Source organism: Sphingomonas sp. GV3, from assembly GCF_031082075.1.
GTDB classification, from domain to species: Bacteria; Pseudomonadota; Alphaproteobacteria; order Sphingomonadales; family Sphingomonadaceae; genus Sphingomonas; species Sphingomonas beigongshangi.
Genome location: NZ_JARWLE010000001.1, coordinates 2,100,552 through 2,116,607 on the forward strand (window position 1 = coordinate 2,100,552; position 16,056 = coordinate 2,116,607).

Here is a 16,056-nt window from a genome sequence, read left to right on the forward strand (position 1 = left end):
TTCGCATCTGCAGCATCGCGGCTATCCTTCGACCCCGAACCTCGTGGGAGTGCATGCCATGGCATCCGAAGACCGTTTGACGATGAGCGCGCTGTTCGGCGGCCTCGTCGCCGCCTCCGGCTTCGGCCTTGCGGGCTATTCCGAATGGATCGCACGCGAGGCGGAACGCATGGTGCCGCCCGACGGCGCCTTTCGCGAAGTGGACGGCGCGCGGCTGCACTACGTCGCGCTGGGCGATGCCGGCAAACCCGCGATCGTCATGATCCACGGGCTTGCCGGGCAGCTGCGCAACTTTTCCTATGCGATGGCCGACGCGCTGGCGGATGGGTACCGGGTCATCCTCGTCGACCGGCCGGGGTCGGGCTATTCGGTCGCGCACGGCGCCGTGCAGCCGAACCTTGCCGGCCAGGCGGCGATGATCGGGCAATTGATCGCCTTCCTCGGACTGGAGCAGCCGCTCGTCGTCGGCCATTCGCTGGGCGGGGCGGTCGCGCTGGCACTGGCCGTCGCGCACCCCGAGCACGTCGGCGGCCTGGCGCTGATCGCGCCGCTGACACAGGATCAGGAGCAGGTCCCCGCCGCCTTTCGCGCGTTGGCGGCGATGCCGGCGGGCTTCCGCCGCCTGATGGCCCAGACGATCGGCACACCGCTCAGCCGGCTCAACGCCGAGCGGACGCTCGCCGAGGTCTTCGCGCCGGAGCCGGCGCCCTCTGATTTCGCGACCCGCGGTGGCGGCGCGCTGGCGCAGCGCCCCGGTAATATCGCCGCGGCGGCGGCGGATCTGTCGGCGGCAAGCACCGACATGCCGGCGCTCGTCGCGCGCTACCGGACGCTGGCGATGCCCGTATCGATCCTGTTCGGCCGCGACGACGCCATCCTCGCGCCCGACCTGCACGGCGAGGTGACCGCCGGTCAGATCCCGGGCGCGACACTCCAGATGGTCGCCGGGGGCCACATGCTACCGGTGACCCAGCCCGAGGTCACCGCCGCCTTCGTCGCCACGGCGGCCCAGCGCGTCGTGCGTTAGGCTGGGTCGCCAACGCCGAGATCCTCGGCATAGCGGCGCGCGTTCGCGACATAGGTCGCCGCCGAGAGGCGTAGGCCGGCGACCTCCGCATCGGTCAGCATGCGAGCGACGCGCGCCGGTGATCCGACGATGAGCGCACGCGGCGGGAACGTCTTTCCCTCCGTCACCAAGGCCCCGGCACCGACCAGCGATTCCTCGCCGATCACGGCGCGGTTGAGGATGATCGCGCCCATGCCGACCAGCGTGTGATCGCCGATGGTCGCGCCATGGATGATCGCCCGATGACCGATCGTCACGCCGCATCCGATCGTCGCTGGCGCCCCCGGATCCGCGTGGACCACGGCACCGTCCTGCACGTTGCTTTCCGCGCCGATCACGATCGGATCGTTATCGCCGCGCAGGACCGCATTGAACCACACCGATGCGCCGGGACCGATTTCGACCTGGCCTATGACATGCGCGCCCGGCGCCACATAGGCGTCGCGAGCGATCTTCGGTGCACGCTCCCCCAATTTGTGTAACGGCATGATTCTCTTCCAAACTCGTTTTATCGCGTACGGTACCGGCCCGAAATATGCCCCAGATTTACAATCAAAATGGTTTTACTTAACTTCATTTTCACGATTTCAGTCCATATCGGCCCAAGTGACGCCAGAGACTGATGCCCTGGGGAGGGACGGATATCAGCCAACGGCTTCGTTTCACGGTTCCGAAAGGACACTAAGATTGTTTGCCTGGTTCGAAAAGACCGCCCCGATCCGCACCAAGTTCAAGGTGCTCCTCGTCGTCCACGGCACGTTCGCGGCCTGCGCCGTCCTCACCACCTATCTCGCCGCAAAGGCGCCGCCGGGTGCATGGGTCACCTACGTCGCGCTGGCGGGGACGCTGTTTGCGCTGACCGTCGCGACCGTCCTGGCCAGCGGCCGCATGATCTGCACGCCCTATGTCAACACGGTGATACGGATGGAAGGTCTTGCCGCCGGAAATCTGGACGGGCCGATCGCCTATACCGATTACCAGGATTGTGTCGGCCGCATGACGCGCGCGATGCAGGTGTTCCGCGACAACGCCGAAAAGGTCCGGGCCAGCGCCTCGGCTCAGGCGATCATCGTGTCCTCGCTGGGCGAGGGCCTTGATCAACTGGCAGCCAACAACCTGACCCACCGCATCGTCACGCCCTTCCCTGCCGACTATGAGCAGCTTCGCAGCGACTATAATCGTGCGATGGAGGGCGTATCGGCCGCGATGACCGCCGTCGCCGCCGCAACGAACGGCATCAACAACGGCGCGAGCGACGTCCGCCAGGCGTCGGACGACCTGTCGCAGCGTACCGAGCAGCAGGCCGCCAGCCTGGAAGAGACCGCCGCCGCGATGGACGAGATCACCGCGACCGTGCGCCAAACCGCCGCGGGGGCGGTCAAGGCGAACGCGACGGTCGAGGAGGCCCGTGTCGAGGCCCAGCAATCGGGCGGCATCGTCGGTCGCGCCGTCGAGGCGATGGGCGGCATCGAGCGCGCGTCGAATGAAATCTCCGAGATCATCAGCGTGATCGACGGCATCGCCTTCCAGACCAACCTGCTCGCGCTCAACGCGGGGGTCGAGGCGGCGCGTGCCGGCGACGCGGGCAAGGGCTTCGCGGTCGTCGCCTCGGAGGTGCGCGCACTCGCCCAGCGCTCCGCCGACGCCGCCAAGGACGTCAAGACCAAGATCACCGCATCGACCGAGCAGGTCGAGGCCGGCGTCCAGCTGGTCAGCGAGACGGGCGCGGCACTCAACCGCATCATCGGGCGGATCGGTGAGATCAGCGCGCTGGTCGGCGAGATCGCCAAGGCGGCGGAAAGCCAGGCGACGGGCCTGCAGCAGGTCAACACCGCCGTCGGCGAGATGGACGGCGTGACCCAGCAGAATGCCGCGATGGTGGAGGAAGCCACCGCCGCCGCCCGCTCGCTATCGGCCGAGGCCGACGAGCTCGGCCGGCAGGTCGCACGGTTCAGGGTCGGATCGGAACGGCCGGCACCAGCGTCGACCAATACGGTGCACGACCTGCAACGCCATGCCGCGGAAGCGGGGCGCCGGATCGCCCGCGCCGTACCGCCGCGGGGTCGCGGCAGCGTGGCCGTCGCGGCGAGCGATGACTGGAGCGAATTCTGAAATGGCCGCTCCGGTTTAATTACGCCTTAACCAGTGGCGGGTAATCAGGTCCGATACAGACATACGAGAGGGGGGCTTCTCACATGATCGGCACGGCAAGAAAGGTTCGCCATCGAACGTCGAAGACCGGCGCGGTGCGAAGCTCTGCGGCGCGTGCGCTCACGTGGCCGGCGACTCGCCCGATCCTCCCGCTGTGTGCGTGGCCGGCCCGTCAGATCCGCCCGGTGGCGAACACCGGGCGGATCACCCCGCCGCGGGATTTGTCCGAAGCCGTCGATCGATCGGCTTCCTGATTCTCTCGAGATCGAAAAGCGAAACCAGACATGCCCGTGCATCCGCTTCCCGCCTCGCTCGATACGTCCGCAGCCTCGCCGCTGCGCCATGACCTGATCGCCACCCTCGACCGTGGCGAGGCGATCCATCTCGATGGAAGCGGGGTCGCCCGGGTCGGCCAGGCCTGTCTGCAGGTGCTCGCGGCGGCGCAGGCCTGCGCGGTCGCGCGCGGCGTCGGTTTCCGGCTCGACGATCCCAGTGACGCCCTACGCCACATGATCGCGCTCGCGCGGCTCGAGTCGGCGCTGGCCCCGAACGGCTGAAGGACAGGATCACGCCATGAACTTCGACGAGATCCAGCAGATCTTCTTCCAGGAATGCGAGGAAGGCCTCGCGACGATGGAGGGCAATTTCGCCGCCGTCCGTCAGGGCGCGTATGACACCGAGACGATCAACACGATCTTCCGTTCGGTGCATTCGATCAAGGGTGGCGCCGGTGCCTTCGGTCACGAACGGCTCCAGGCATTCACGCACGAATACGAGACGCTGCTCGACCTCGTCCGCAACGGCACCCTGGTCCTGACGCCGGCCTTGCTCGGCACCATCGTATCCGCCTTCGACATGCTGTCGGATCACGTCGCCGCGGCGCGCGACGGCGGAACGCCGCCGGCCGACGGCGCCATGCTCGCGCGGCTGATCGAGGCGGCGCACGCGCCCGAGCCGCAGGCGGCGCAGGACACGGTGACCGAGGCCGCCACCGTCTCGACCGGCGCCGTTGGCGACGATTTCGACGACCTCTTCGAGATCTGCGCACCCGCGCCTTCCACCGGCGACGGCGATGGTGGGGACGACGGGTTCGACGATCTGTTCGCCCTGTGCGAGACCCCGGCGACCGACGAGACGGGTGACGGCTGGCACATCACGCTCGTGCCCGGACCGACCGCGCTCGATCACGGCGGCGAACCGCTGCTGCTGCTGCGCGAACTCGCCGCGCTCGGCGCGGAGGTCACGTCGTGCGACCTCGGCAATTTGCCTACGTTGTCCGATCTTCATCCGGAGCGCGCCTATCTGGGCTGGACCCTGACCGCACCATCCTCGGTCGCGGAAGACGATATCCGCGCCGTCTTCGAATTCATGGGCGACGTCGACCTTCGCATCGTTCGCGGCGCGAATGCCGAGGACGAGGCGCCCGAAGCGCTTCCGATCGCGAACGCACCCGAGGCTGCGTCGGCCCCGATGACCGACACGCTCCCTCCCTCCAGCGCGCCGCAACCCGTCAAGGCCGCCGCGTCGCCCGAGCCGGCGGCGACGGTGCTGCCGCCCGAGGCTGCGGCGCCACGGACGGCAGCCGCCGCGGTGCAGACGATTCGGGTCGACCTCGACAAGCTCGACCGTCTGGTCAACCTGGTCGGCGAGCTCGTCATCACCCAGGCGATGCTGGCGCAGCGCCTGTCGGAGCATCAGCTCGGCGGGATATCCGAACTCACCGACCTCGACCACCTGACGCGCGAGCTGCAGGAATCGACGATGGCGATCCGCGCGCAGCCGATGAAGACGGTGTTCAGCCGCGTACCCCGCATCATCCGCGAGCTCGAGGTCGAGACCGGCAAGCGCGTCCGCCTGGATATCGAGGGCGAAATGACGGAGGTCGACAAGACCGTCGTCGAGCGCATCGGCGAGCCGCTGACGCACCTTATCCGCAACGCGGTGGACCACGGCCTGGAGACGCCGGCGGAGCGGCTCGCTGCCGGCAAGCCGGAGGAAGGCGTCGTCACGCTGTCCGCCGCGCACCATTCGGGTCGGATCGTCATCACCGTCGCCGACGACGGCCGGGGCATCGATCGCAAGCGCGTCCGCGCCAAGGCGGTCGAGCGCGGCATCATCGCGGCCGACGCGATCCTGACCGAAGAGGAAATCGACAATCTGATCTTCGCGCCGGGTTTCTCGACCGCGTCGACCGTGTCGAACATCTCCGGGCGCGGCGTCGGCATGGACGTGGTGCGCAAGAACGTCCAAGCACTGGGCGGTCGCATCGGCATCAGTTCCCAGCTCGGCCACGGATCCAGCTTCGCGCTGTCGTTGCCGCTGACGCTCGCGGTGCTCGACGGGATGATCGTGACCGTGGGCGAACAGACGTTCGTCATCCCGCTCGGCCATATCGTCGAGAGTCTGCGGCCCGACGACGACGCCGTGAAGTCGCTCGGCGCGACCGCGTCGCTGCTGGACGTGCGCGGTTCCTACGTCCCCGTCCATCGGATCGCCGAGCAGCTCGGCATCGCGGGCGCCATCGCGGATCCGACCCAGGCGGTCCTGATCGTCGTCGAGTCGGATCATGGCCAGGCGGTGCTGATGGTCGATTCGATCCAGGACCAGCGACAAGTCGTCGTGAAGAGCCTCGAGGCCAATTACGAGGCGATCCACGGCCTCGCCGGCGCGACCATTCTGGGTGACGGCCGCGTCGCGCTTATCCTCGACGTCGATGCACTGATCTCGCGCTGGCGCCGCGATCCGCGCCACGGCGCGCCGCAGCTGGAGCTTGCGGCATGAGCGCGGCGCCCCGCCCGAGAGCCGTGTCGCCGACGCCTTTGCCCGCGGCATCGCGTCCTACCGAATTCGGCTTCGGGCCTGACGATCACCGGCACATCGCGGACTTCGTCTATGCCGAAGCCGGCATCCTGATGCCGCCGGGCAAGGCGCAGCTGGTCTACGGCCGCCTCGCCCCGCGCGTACGCGCGTGCGGCCTGACCAACTTCACCGACTATATCGCACGGATCGAGGCCGATCCCGTCGAACGCCAGAATGCGATCGACGCGCTGACCACCAATCACACCAGCTTCTTTCGCGAAGCGCATCATTTCGACCATTTTCTCGAACATGCCTGGCCCGCGCTGTCCGACCGCCTGGCGGATCGCGGGCGTGTCCGCATCTGGTCCGCGGCCTGTTCGAGCGGCGAAGAGCCCTATTCGCTGCTGATGGCGATATGTGGCACCGAACGTGGCGTGGCCCAGCGTCTCGCCCGCTCCGACCTGCGCATCCTCGCGACCGACCTGTCGACGGAGATCCTGGCCGCCGCCGCCCGCGGGCGGTATTCGCAGGACACGGCGAAGGGCGTTCCCGCCGAGCTGCGACGCCTGTGGATGCACCCCGTCGATCGCGAGCTCGAGGTCGACCCCCTGCTGCGGGAGCGGGTCGCCTATCGCAAGCTCAACCTCCTCGAGGACTGGCCGATGCGCGGCATGTTCGACGCGATCTTCTGCCGCAACGTCATGATCTATTTCGACGAAGCGACCAAGGAGCGGCTTCAGTCGCGCCTCGCGGATCGGGTCGCGCCCGGCGGCTTCCTCTACATCGGCCATTCCGAGCGGTTGAGCGCCAGCGTCGCGCCCCGCTTCGCCTGCGTCGGCCGCACCACGTTCCAGAAGGTCAGCGCATGAATCGTGCTCCCGTCCGTACACTCATCGTCGACGATTCGGCGACCATGCGTGCGATGATCGCGCACAGCCTGTCGCAGGACGACGAGATCGAGGTCATCGGCGCCGCCGATGGGCCCGCGACGGCGCGCGAGATGATCAAGCAGCTCAATCCGGACGTCATCACGCTCGATGTCGAGATGCCCGGGATGAACGGGCTCGATTTCCTCGACAAGATCATGCGCCTGCGCCCGATGCCGGTGGTGATGCTGTCCACGCTGACCGGCCGCGGGGCGGAAGCGACGATCCGTGCGCTCGAACTGGGTGCCTTCGACTGCTACCAGAAGCCGAACCGATCGAATGGCGGCGATCTCGGCGACGGTCTGACCCAGCTGGTGAAGGCTGCCGCACGCAGCCGGCGGCGCGCACGGGCGATCGAGCCGGCGCACCCGAGCGCACCCGCGGACTATGCCCCGCGTCCGGGGACGTTGATCGCAATCGGCTCTTCCACCGGCGGGGTCGAGACGCTGATCGAATTGCTGAGCGGTTTTCCGGAGCAATGCCCGCCGACCGTCATCGTGCAGCACATGCCGGAGCCGTATGTTCCGACCTTCGCCGCGCGGCTCGACAGACTGTCCGCACCCAAGGTGTCCGTCGCCCGGTCGGGCGCTCCGCTGGCGGCAGGGCATGTCTATATCGCGCCGGGTGGCGCCCGGCACATGGAGATCACCGGCGGCACGATGCCGCGGTGCCGGCTGGTGGAAGGCGACAAGGTGAGCGGCCATCGCCCCTCCGTCGACCGGTTGTTCCACTCGATCGCGCGTGTCGCGAGCCGCGATACGGTCGGCGTCATCCTCACCGGCATGGGCGCGGATGGCGCGGAAGGGTTGAAGGCGATGCGCGCCGCCGGCGCGCGCACCTTCGGCCAAGACCAGGAAAGCAGCGTCGTCTACGGCATGCCGCAGGTGGCCTGGCAGATCGGCGCGGTGGAAACGCAGCTGCCGCTGTCCCGCATCGCGTCGCGCGTCCTGTTGGAGTGCCGCGCATGAGCCCGCTGCCGCGCGCCGCCGACGGCCTCTTCCGGATCAACGTGCTCCAGGGCGAGACGCGGGTCTCCGACGATCCGGGCGCCGTGCTGACGACGGTGCTGGGCAGCTGCATCGCCGCCTGCCTCTATGATCCGATCGCCAAGGTCGGCGGCCTCAATCATTTCCTGCTCGCCGAACCGGGTGGCGTGGATACGGATCCGCAATCCATGCAACGCTACGGCGTCTACGCGATGGAGGTCCTGATCAACGCGATGCTGGCGATGGGCGCCTTGCGCTCCAACCTGAAGGCGCGCCTGTACGGCGGCGCCAACATGCGCGACGGCTTTCGCGACATCGGATCCGCCAATGCGCAATTCGCCCGCCGATTCCTGCGCGACGAGCGGATCGCCCTGGTCGGAGAAGACGTCGGCGGCCATGGCGCGCGCCGCGTCGAGTTCCGTCCGACGCTGGGCCTCGCCCGCTGCCGCATCGCCAGCGAGCGTCCCGTCGAACCTGCTCCCATCCTCGTGCCCAAGCCTGCCGCGCCACGCGCCAGCACCGGCGACGTGGAATTCTTCTGATGACGACCGCATTTGCCAGCAAAGGACCCGCTGTGACCAGCACCATCATGACCGTGGACGATTCGCCGAGCATGCGGATGCTGCTGCGCGCCGCGCTCACCGATCTTGGCTATCAGGTTCTGGAGGCCGAGGATGGCGTACACGCATTGGAACGCCTGGACGGCGTCCAGCCCGACCTGCTCATCACCGATATCAACATGCCGCGCCTCGACGGCTTTGGCCTGATCGAGCGCGTGCGCGAACAGGACCGCCATCGCAACCTTCCGATCCTCGTGCTGACCACCGAAAGTTCCGACGAGAAGAAGCAGCGCGCGCGCAACGCCGGGGCGACCGGCTGGATCGTCAAGCCCTTCCATCCCGAAAAGCTGGCCGCGGCGATCCGCCGCGTCCTGCACTGATCCGAACCTCGCAGCAAGGAGCCAATCATGCCCCGTCAGCTCATCACCTTTCAGATCGGCGACCAGGTCCTCGGCGTCGACATCATGGCGATCCGCGAAATCCGCGCATGGTCGCCCGCCACGCCGCTGCCCAACGTCCCGCCGCACGTGCGCGGCGTGGTCAACCTGCGCGGCGTGGTCCTTCCCGTGCTCGACCTTTCGCATCGGCTGGGCTGGGGCATGACCGATCCGTCGGCTCGCCACGTCATCATCGTCGTGCGGATCGGCGAGCAGTTGCAAGGGCTGATCGTCGATGCGGTTAACGACATCGTCACGGTTCCCGACGATGGTATGCAGCCGTTGCCGGACATCGGCGACACGCCCGCCGCCAGTTTCCTGGAAGGGTTGGCGACGATCGATCAGCGGCTGATCCTCATCCTCGCGCTCGAGCGCCTGGCCGAGGGCACCGCGGGTCTCGCCGAAGCCGCATAACGCTTTTCTCGTCTATCGTTTTCGCAAGGATTTGAAGTCATGGCCGCCGCCACCAAGGTTCTCGTCGTCGATGACTCGCTGACGATGCGCGCCCTTCTTTCCGGCGCGCTGGAGCGTATTCCCAATGTCGTCGTCGTCGGCTCCGCCGACGGTGCGGACGAGGCGCGGTCCATGGTCGAAAGCCTGCATCCCGACGTGATGACGCTGGACGTCGAGATGCCGGGCATGAGCGGCCTCGAATATCTGGCGGAGATCATGGAGAAGCGGCCAATGCCCGTGATCATGTTCTCCACCCGCACAGAGGCCGGGGCGGAGGCGTCGATCGAGGCCTTGCGCCTCGGCGCGATAGACTGTTTCCCGAAGCCCAAGGTCGCCGTCGCGGCGGAGTTCGACAAGATCCTCGCCAAGCTTGGCAAGCGGATCAAGGCGGCAAAGGGTGCCAACGTCCGCGGGGCTAGCAAGAAGAAAGCGCAGGCAGCAGCGCCGCTCGACTGGAACGGCCGCCTGCTGGCGATCGGGGGCGAAGCGGCAAGCACCAACGCCATGTTCGACCTCTTCTCGACCTTCCCGGCCAATTGTCCGCCGACCGTCGTCGTCCAGCATCTGGGCGGTGGTCTCGCCGCAACGCTGATCGACAAGATGTCGGCGGAAATCGCACCGCGGATCGTGCTGGCCGAGGATGGCATGACCGTCGAGCAGGGCGTGATCTATCTCGCCGCACCGGGCGATGCGCATGTCGTCGTCGACGGCTGGCCCAACGGCCGCCTGCGCATGCTGCCGCGCGATCCGGTCGCCGGCGAGCGACCGTCGATCTCGATCCTGTTCGCCTCGGTCGCCAAGGCCTGCGGAACGGAAGCGATCGGCCTGCTGCTCGGCGCCGACGGCGAGGATGGCGATGCCGGCGTCCGCGCCTTGCAGGCCGGCGGCAGCTACAGCGTCATCCCGATGGAGAACCATGCGCTCGGCTTCACGTTGCAGCGCAAGCTGGCGACACAACCGGTGCCGATGGACCAATTGTCCGCCACCATTCTCAAGCTCTGTTCCCGGTGATCGCAAGCATGGCCCAGCGACTTCGCAGCGGCACGGGGGTTGAGCCAGCGCTCGCGCACGCGCTCGCCGACGGGATGGTGGAGCTGACCGGCCTGCTGTCGGATCTGGCGTACGACCTGGCGTCAGATCCGGACACGCTACGGCGCCATATGCACAGTCTGCAGGCCATCGATCGCATCACCCAGGCACAGCTTGCGATGGCGGATGTGCTGCGCTCCGACGCCAGCAGCGAAGCGCGGCTTGCCGCGATCACGCTGGAGGGACTGTCGCGCGACCTCGCCGCAAAACTCGACGTCTATCGCCTCCCCCCGCCCGCTGAGTGTGCCCAAGTACCCGACAGCGCTTGATTTCATCGTTTCCTTGCCTAATGCCATGCACGAGGGAGGACATGGACATGGGTATGAGCGAGCCTGGCCTGATGGGCGGATCGAGCAAGAATGCCATCGACAACGCAGCCGTACTCATGGCCGGCGCCGCGGACGGTGAGGATGCCCCGCTGATCGCCTTGGCGCGCAGCATCGTCGCGTCACGCCGCAAGCTGGGTGAACGTTTCGATCCGACGCTGTTCGCCAACCCCGGAATGGACATCCTGCTGTTCCTGTTCGCAGAGGGCGTGAACGGCGCGACCGTGACCACCAATGCGTGCTGCAGCGCCGCCGGCGTTCCGCGCACCACCGCGCTGCGCTGGATCAAGCTGTTGCAGGACCGCGGCCTGGTCGAAGGTAGCGATGACGCGACCGACCGCCGGGTCACCATGCTGGGCCTGACGCACCACGGACGAACCACGCTGCGGGAATGGCTCGTCGATATCATCTCCCTGCCGCTCGCCCGCAGCCAGACGCTCGACTGACATCGGGGCTTGGCGTGGGCGGCATCGCCCTCGCCACCCGCGACCGGCTGAAAGCGACCGGCCCTTTGCTTGCGGAGGGGCGGACGGTATCAGTTGCGAACGATCGGATGACGTGCGCGCAGCATGTCCGCGATGCGCTCCACTTCCCCCGTCGCCGCCGCCGTCCCGTTCGGCGTGACGGTCCAGTTGCAATGGGGGTGGGTTTCCACGGGGTAGAGCTTCACATCCCCGACCACGAGGCGCCAATGGCGCCGCGTACCGCCCGCCTCGCGCACGAGGGTGGACAGGAACAGGTCGTGAAGCTCGCCGCTGGTCATAGCCGCGCGACATAGGCGTTGCCGCCAGGATGTCACCCCGCCACGTGCCAAGCTGTTGACATCGGCTCGGCACGGCGGGTTGTGCGACGCCGCGTGAAGCGTCATCGCAGCGCGGTCATGATCGAAATCACGCATCGTCCATCCACCCGGGCCGGGTTGCTGCTCGGCATTGGTGCCTATGCTGCCTGGGGGCTGCTGCCGCTCTATTTCCACCTGCTGGACAACGTGCCGCCGATCCAGATGCTGTCACACCGGGTCGTCTGGTCGCTGATCCTGCTCGTCGCGATCGTCGGTCTGCTCGGCCGCGCGCGTCAGATACTGGGGGTGGCGCGCGGCCGAACGCTGCTCGCGCTGGCGGCCAGCGCCGCGCTGATCGCGGTGAACTGGTTCGTCTACATCTGGGCGGTCGACAATGCGCATCTGGTCGAGGCAAGCCTTGGCTATTTCGTCAATCCGCTCGTCAACGTCGCGCTCGGGATGCTGGTTCTCGGCGAGCGTCTGGGCCGGTTGCAGGCGATGGCGATAGCCCTGGCGTCTGCGGGCGTCCTGATCCTCGCGTTCAGCGGGGGCGGTGCTATCTGGATCAGCCTCGTCCTGGCGCTGAGCTTCGGCTTCTATGGCCTCATCCGCAAGGTCGTGGCGATCGATGCGCTCGGCGGCCTGACGGTGGAGACCGCATTGCTCGCACCGCTCGCGCTCGCCGTTCTGCTCACGGCAGGGCATCATGGCAGCGGCGCCTTCGGCCATGGCGGTGCGACCGACTGGCTGCTGATCCTCGCGGGGCCGATCACCGCCGCGCCGCTGCTGATGTTCGCGGCAGGTGCGCGCCGGTTGCGCTATACGACGATGGGCCTTCTGCAATATATCGCCCCGACGCTGCAGTTCCTCGAGGCGGTACTGCTGTTCGACGAGCCTGTCCGGCCTGCGCAACTCGCGACGTTCGCACTGATCTGGAGTGCCTGCGCGCTGTACGCGTGGAGCAGCGTCGCCGCCGCGCGGACGGCACGAGCCCGGTCCGCCTGAGAGCCTGATCCGCCGGTCTCGAAGCGGCGCCCGCCCCCGCCCGCTGAAGCGCGCAGACGCGAGGGGCGTCGCCGCCGGTGATCCAGCGTTGCCCGATCAGCCTTTATTCGGCGCGAAGCCGATAGCCGACGCCCAGTTCGTTCGCGATCACGCTGCCGACGGGTTGCGGCGCCTCCAGCTTCTGGCGCAGGTTGCGCACGACGATGCGCAGATATTCGATGCGCGGATCCTCGTCCCCACCCCAGGCGGCGGCGATGATCCGGTCATGCGTCACGACGCGGCCGACATGCCGCGCGAGCACGGCAAGGACATCATATTCCTTGCGCGTCAGATGCAGCTCCTCGCCGTCGCGCGTGACCAGGCGCCGGTCGAGATCGATCGTCAGCGCACCGGCACGTATCGTCTGCGGCGTCTGGCCCATGCCGCCCCGATGCCGTAGCGCGACACGCAGACGCGCAAGCAGCTCGTCGGTGTCGAACGGCTTGGTGACGTAATCCTCGGCGCCAAGGTCGAGCGCGGCGACCTTTTCCTCCGTTGCGTCGCGCGCGGAGACGACGAGCACGACGCGCCCGTCCTTTCCCCGCAGCAGCGGTACCAGCCCCAATCCGTCGCGATCGGGAAGACCGAGGTCGAGCAACACGGCATCGGGATGTTCGGCTGCCGCCAGCGCCAGCGCGTCCCGCCCGTCGCGCGCCTCGACGACCCGATACCCCGCCTGCGCCAGCGTGTTGTGGAGCAGCCGGCGGATCGCGACCTCGTCGTCGACGATCAGGACGGTGGCGGCCATGTCTACAATCCCTCCGGGGTCACGTCGCTGACGATCAGCGGATGCGGGAAGACCAGCGCGAATGCGGCTCCGGTTCCGTCATTGCGATTGCCCGCCTCGACGTCCATCCCCATCGCCTCCGCGAAGGCCTTGACGATGGCGAGGCCGAGGCCGGTACCGCCAACCGCGCGATCGGATCCTTCCAGCCGCCGGAAGGTCTCGAACACCTCCGATTCGCGTCCGGGTGGCAGGCCCGGGCCGTGGTCGAGCACCGCCAGGCGCAGCACGCCATAACGATGCCGCCCCTCGATGACGATCGCCGTCCCCGGGTCGGCATAACGGCCCGCATTGTCGAGCAGGTTGAGCAGGCAATGGTGGAGCAGCTGCGGATCGGCACGGACCAGCGGCAGGTCGGGCGGCACGTCGAGCCGCACCTCGTGCCCCTCCAGCGCACGGCGCGCGTCGTGGGCGGCACCCGTCACCGCATCCCCCAGGTCGACCGGCTCGACACGCAGCTTGAGGGCCCCCGCCTCGACGCGGGCCATGTCGAGCAGATTGGCGACGAAGCGGTTCAGCCGCGCCGCTTCGCCTTCGATCGTCGCGACGAGTTCGGCGCTTTCTTCGCGCGCGACGCCCTGGCGCAACTGCGCTGCGGCGGCCATGACCGCGGTCAGTGGCGTGCGCAGGTCGTGGCTGACCGACGACAGGAGCGCCGCCCGAAGACGGTCACGCGTGCGCACCGCATCGACGTCGCGGATCTCCACCTCCAGCCGCAGCCGCTCGAGCACCAGCGCGGCCTGGTCGATCAGACCGGTGAGCAGCGGCAGGCGGTCCGCGCGTACCGGCTCGCCGCCGCTGTCGCTCGCAAGGCCGATCACCGCCAGAGTCCGTTCCCCCGCCTTGAGCGGCTGGAACAGCCATTCGGATGCGGCAAGGGTGGCGGAGCCCTTTCCCGCCGGAGCGCCGGTGTCGAAGGCCCAGTTCGCTGCGGCCATGTCCATCGTCTCTAGGCTGTAATCGGCATTGGTTGCCGCCGCGACGGCGAGACCGCCGCCCGACGCCGAAGTCAGCAGGACCACCTGCACGTCGAACAGCCGCCGGATGTCGTCACAGATCACGCGTCCCGCTTCCGCCGGATCGTTGATCCCGCCCAGGCGGTGCAGGAATCCGGCGAGCGTCGCATTGGCGCGCGCGCTCGCCGCGGCGAGGTCGGCCTGCCCGCGGACGCGCGAGGTGAGCTGACTGGTGGCGATCGCCACGCCGAGCAGCACGAAGATCGAGACGACGTTTTCGGGATTGCTGACGCTGAGCGTGCCGACCGGGGGAAGGAAGAAGAAATTGTACGCGAGGCTGGAGGCGAGCCCGGCGAACAGGCCGGTGCGCAGTCCGTAAAGGCTCGCCGCCGCCATGACCGGCAGAAGATAGAGCAAGGCGACATTGCCGAGATTGAGCACGTGGAACAGCGCGCTCGCCAGCAACGTCACGAGCGCCACGCCGCCCAAGGTCACCGCATAGCCGACGGGCGAGCCCCATGCGCCGCCCGTCCGCGCCGCCCGTTCGCGCCGCGGCGGCTCTCCCTCGACGGGCAGGACGTGGACGGTGACGCCCGGCGTCTCGCGCACGAGCTGATCGACGACGGACCCGTGCCGCAGTTCGAACCACCGCGACCGCTTCGATTTGCCGACGACGAGCTGCGTGGCGCGCGCGTCCGCCAGGAAGTCGCGGATCCCCTCCACGACGGTCGGGGCCGGCACCGTCGCAACCGCCGCGCCGAGCTGGGTGGCCAGCGTCATCGTCGCCGCCAGACGGCGATGCTGCGCCTCGCCGAACTGCGCGGTACGCGGCGTGTCGATGAACAGCGCGGTCCATGGCGCGTGCAGGGCGTCGGCGGCGCGCTTGGCCGCGCGGACCAGCTCGTCGGCACCCGGCAGTTCGCTGACCGCGACGACCAGCCGCTCGCCCCCCGCCCAGGTGCCGCCCACGCCGAGCGAGCGGACATGATCGAGCATCTGCGCGTCCACCGCCTGCGCCGCACGGCGCAGCGCGAGTTCGCGGAGGGCGGACAGATTGGATTTCGAGAAGAAATGCGCCAGCGCGCGGGTCGCCTCCTGCGGCAGGTAGACCTTGCCCGCCTTCAGGCGCTCGATCAGTTCGTCGGGCGGGATGTCGACGACCTCGATCTCCGCCGCTTCGAGAATGCGGTCGGGGACCGTCTCGCGCACGCGGACCCGCGTGAAGCTGGCGACGACGTCGTTGAGGCTTTCGACGTGCTGGATGTTGACGGTCGTGTAGACGTCGATGCCCGCCGCGAGCAGTTCCTCGACATCCTGGTAGCGCTTGGGATGCCGGCTGCCCGGCGCGTTGGTGTGCGCGAGTTCGTCGACCAGGGCGAGGCGCGGTCCACGCGCGAGAACCGCATCAATATCCATCTCGTACAGCGTGCGCCCCTCGTAAGGGACGGCGCGGCGCGGCACGACCTCCTGCCCGCGCACCAGCGCCTCGGTCTCGACACGGCCGTGCGTCTCGACCACCGCCACGACGACGTCGACGCCGTCGCGCCGACGGGCGGCGCCTTCCGACAGCATCTCGAACGTCTTGCCGACGCCGGGCGCGGCGCCGAGAAATATCTTCAGGCGCCCGCGCCCTTCCTGCGCGGCCGCGCGCAGCAGGGCATCGGGATCGGGACGCGGATCGTCCCCCGCCATCAGCGC

At 68.3% G+C, this 16,056-nt stretch carries 17 protein-coding genes; 13 read left to right on the forward strand and 4 right to left on the reverse strand.

Annotated elements, in window-relative coordinates:
* The first annotated feature begins 58 nt into the window (after positions 1-58).
* The gene (locus tag RF701_RS09945; RefSeq protein ID WP_308814851.1) at positions 59-1,027 is read left to right on the forward strand and encodes an alpha/beta hydrolase; all 969 of its coding nucleotides are present in this window, start codon (positions 59-61) and stop codon (positions 1,025-1,027) included.
* On the opposite strand, the gene RF701_RS09950 is transcribed toward RF701_RS09945, so the two are convergent.
* Positions 1,024-1,554, reverse strand: a complete 531-nt coding sequence (locus RF701_RS09950) for a gamma carbonic anhydrase family protein (RefSeq protein ID WP_308814853.1) — start codon at positions 1,552-1,554, stop codon at positions 1,024-1,026. The genes RF701_RS09945 and RF701_RS09950 overlap by 4 nt on opposite strands.
* A gap of 199 nt (positions 1,555-1,753) precedes the next feature.
* On the opposite strand from RF701_RS09950, the gene RF701_RS09955 reads away from it, so the two are divergent.
* The 11 genes from RF701_RS09955 (at position 1,754) to RF701_RS10005 (ending at position 11,239) form a co-directional block, all read left to right on the forward strand.
* Positions 1,754-3,178, forward strand: coding sequence for a methyl-accepting chemotaxis protein (locus RF701_RS09955; RefSeq protein WP_308814855.1), 1,425 nt, complete (start codon positions 1,754-1,756; stop codon positions 3,176-3,178).
* Positions 3,179-3,501: 323 nt separating this feature from the next.
* Positions 3,502-3,774: an STAS domain-containing protein gene (locus RF701_RS09960; RefSeq protein ID WP_203309327.1), complete on the forward strand. Its 273-nt coding sequence runs from the start codon at positions 3,502-3,504 to the stop codon at positions 3,772-3,774.
* A gap of 16 nt (positions 3,775-3,790) precedes the next feature.
* On the forward strand, positions 3,791-5,998 hold the full coding sequence (locus RF701_RS09965) for a chemotaxis protein CheA (protein WP_210357710.1): 2,208 nt from the start codon (positions 3,791-3,793) through the stop codon (positions 5,996-5,998).
* On the forward strand, positions 5,995-6,885 hold the full coding sequence (locus RF701_RS09970) for a protein-glutamate O-methyltransferase (protein WP_308814858.1): 891 nt from the start codon (positions 5,995-5,997) through the stop codon (positions 6,883-6,885). Before RF701_RS09965 ends, RF701_RS09970 begins: the two co-directional genes overlap by 4 nt.
* Positions 6,882-7,910 carry a chemotaxis response regulator protein-glutamate methylesterase gene (locus RF701_RS09975; protein WP_203309324.1) on the forward strand — a complete coding sequence of 343 codons (1,029 nt, stop codon included), beginning with the start codon at positions 6,882-6,884 and terminating at the stop codon, positions 7,908-7,910. The genes RF701_RS09970 and RF701_RS09975 overlap by 4 nt, the downstream gene beginning before the upstream one ends.
* Positions 7,907-8,470: a chemotaxis protein CheD gene (locus tag RF701_RS09980; RefSeq protein ID WP_203309323.1), complete on the forward strand. Its 564-nt coding sequence runs from the start codon at positions 7,907-7,909 to the stop codon at positions 8,468-8,470. The genes RF701_RS09975 and RF701_RS09980 overlap by 4 nt, the downstream gene beginning before the upstream one ends.
* A gap of 32 nt (positions 8,471-8,502) precedes the next feature.
* Positions 8,503-8,868 carry a response regulator gene (locus RF701_RS09985; RefSeq protein ID WP_210357706.1) on the forward strand — a complete coding sequence of 122 codons (366 nt, stop codon included), beginning with the start codon at positions 8,503-8,505 and terminating at the stop codon, positions 8,866-8,868.
* A gap of 27 nt (positions 8,869-8,895) precedes the next feature.
* Positions 8,896-9,339 (forward strand): chemotaxis protein CheW, encoded by a 444-nt coding sequence (locus RF701_RS09990; protein ID WP_203309321.1) that lies wholly within the window; start codon positions 8,896-8,898, stop codon positions 9,337-9,339.
* A gap of 39 nt (positions 9,340-9,378) precedes the next feature.
* Positions 9,379-10,389: a chemotaxis protein CheB gene (locus RF701_RS09995; protein ID WP_308814861.1), complete on the forward strand. Its 1,011-nt coding sequence runs from the start codon at positions 9,379-9,381 to the stop codon at positions 10,387-10,389.
* Between the two features lie 8 nt (positions 10,390-10,397).
* Positions 10,398-10,736, forward strand: a complete 339-nt coding sequence (locus tag RF701_RS10000; protein ID WP_203309320.1) for a hypothetical protein — start codon at positions 10,398-10,400, stop codon at positions 10,734-10,736.
* Positions 10,737-10,807: 71 nt separating this feature from the next.
* Positions 10,808-11,239, forward strand: a complete 432-nt coding sequence (locus RF701_RS10005) for a hypothetical protein (protein WP_203309319.1) — start codon at positions 10,808-10,810, stop codon at positions 11,237-11,239.
* A gap of 89 nt (positions 11,240-11,328) precedes the next feature.
* Here RF701_RS10005 and RF701_RS10010 read toward each other — a convergent pair whose 3' ends face one another.
* Positions 11,329-11,556 (reverse strand): hypothetical protein, encoded by a 228-nt coding sequence (locus RF701_RS10010; RefSeq protein WP_308814863.1) that lies wholly within the window; start codon positions 11,554-11,556, stop codon positions 11,329-11,331.
* 117 nt (positions 11,557-11,673) lie between these two features.
* On the opposite strand from RF701_RS10010, the gene rarD reads away from it, so the two are divergent.
* Positions 11,674-12,579 carry an EamA family transporter RarD gene (rarD, locus tag RF701_RS10015; RefSeq protein WP_308814865.1) on the forward strand — a complete coding sequence of 302 codons (906 nt, stop codon included), beginning with the start codon at positions 11,674-11,676 and terminating at the stop codon, positions 12,577-12,579.
* Between the two features lie 103 nt (positions 12,580-12,682).
* On the opposite strand, the gene RF701_RS10020 is transcribed toward rarD, so the two are convergent.
* Both RF701_RS10020 and RF701_RS10025 read right to left on the reverse strand, forming a co-directional pair.
* On the reverse strand, positions 12,683-13,366 hold the full coding sequence (locus RF701_RS10020) for a response regulator transcription factor (RefSeq protein ID WP_203309316.1): 684 nt from the start codon (positions 13,364-13,366) through the stop codon (positions 12,683-12,685).
* A gap of 2 nt (positions 13,367-13,368) precedes the next feature.
* Positions 13,369-16,050, reverse strand: coding sequence for a sensor histidine kinase KdpD (locus tag RF701_RS10025; protein WP_308814867.1), 2,682 nt, complete (start codon positions 16,048-16,050; stop codon positions 13,369-13,371).
* Positions 16,051-16,056: the final 6 nt, after the last annotated feature.

What these genes read in the sequence shown, in the direction of transcription:
- RF701_RS09945 (WP_308814851.1), top strand. Translation starts at nt 59, where the DNA reads ATGGCATCCGAAGACCGTTTGACGATGAGCGCGCTGTTCGGCGGCCTC.
- RF701_RS09950 (WP_308814853.1), bottom strand. Translation starts at nt 1,554, where the DNA reads ATGCCGTTACACAAATTGGGGGAGCGTGCACCGAAGATCGCTCGCGAC.
- RF701_RS09960 (WP_203309327.1), top strand. Translation starts at nt 3,502, where the DNA reads ATGCCCGTGCATCCGCTTCCCGCCTCGCTCGATACGTCCGCAGCCTCG.
- RF701_RS09965 (WP_210357710.1), top strand. Translation starts at nt 3,791, where the DNA reads ATGAACTTCGACGAGATCCAGCAGATCTTCTTCCAGGAATGCGAGGAA.
- RF701_RS09970 (WP_308814858.1), top strand. Translation starts at nt 5,995, where the DNA reads ATGAGCGCGGCGCCCCGCCCGAGAGCCGTGTCGCCGACGCCTTTGCCC.
- RF701_RS09975 (WP_203309324.1), top strand. Translation starts at nt 6,882, where the DNA reads ATGAATCGTGCTCCCGTCCGTACACTCATCGTCGACGATTCGGCGACC.
- RF701_RS09980 (WP_203309323.1), top strand. Translation starts at nt 7,907, where the DNA reads ATGAGCCCGCTGCCGCGCGCCGCCGACGGCCTCTTCCGGATCAACGTG.
- RF701_RS09990 (WP_203309321.1), top strand. Translation starts at nt 8,896, where the DNA reads ATGCCCCGTCAGCTCATCACCTTTCAGATCGGCGACCAGGTCCTCGGC.
- RF701_RS09995 (WP_308814861.1), top strand. Translation starts at nt 9,379, where the DNA reads ATGGCCGCCGCCACCAAGGTTCTCGTCGTCGATGACTCGCTGACGATG.
- RF701_RS10000 (WP_203309320.1), top strand. Translation starts at nt 10,398, where the DNA reads ATGGCCCAGCGACTTCGCAGCGGCACGGGGGTTGAGCCAGCGCTCGCG.
- RF701_RS10005 (WP_203309319.1), top strand. Translation starts at nt 10,808, where the DNA reads ATGGGCGGATCGAGCAAGAATGCCATCGACAACGCAGCCGTACTCATG.
- RF701_RS10010 (WP_308814863.1), bottom strand. Translation starts at nt 11,556, where the DNA reads ATGACCAGCGGCGAGCTTCACGACCTGTTCCTGTCCACCCTCGTGCGC.
- rarD (WP_308814865.1), top strand. Translation starts at nt 11,674, where the DNA reads ATGATCGAAATCACGCATCGTCCATCCACCCGGGCCGGGTTGCTGCTC.
- RF701_RS10020 (WP_203309316.1), bottom strand. Translation starts at nt 13,366, where the DNA reads ATGGCCGCCACCGTCCTGATCGTCGACGACGAGGTCGCGATCCGCCGG.
- RF701_RS10025 (WP_308814867.1), bottom strand. Translation starts at nt 16,050, where the DNA reads ATGGCGGGGGACGATCCGCGTCCCGATCCCGATGCCCTGCTGCGCGCG.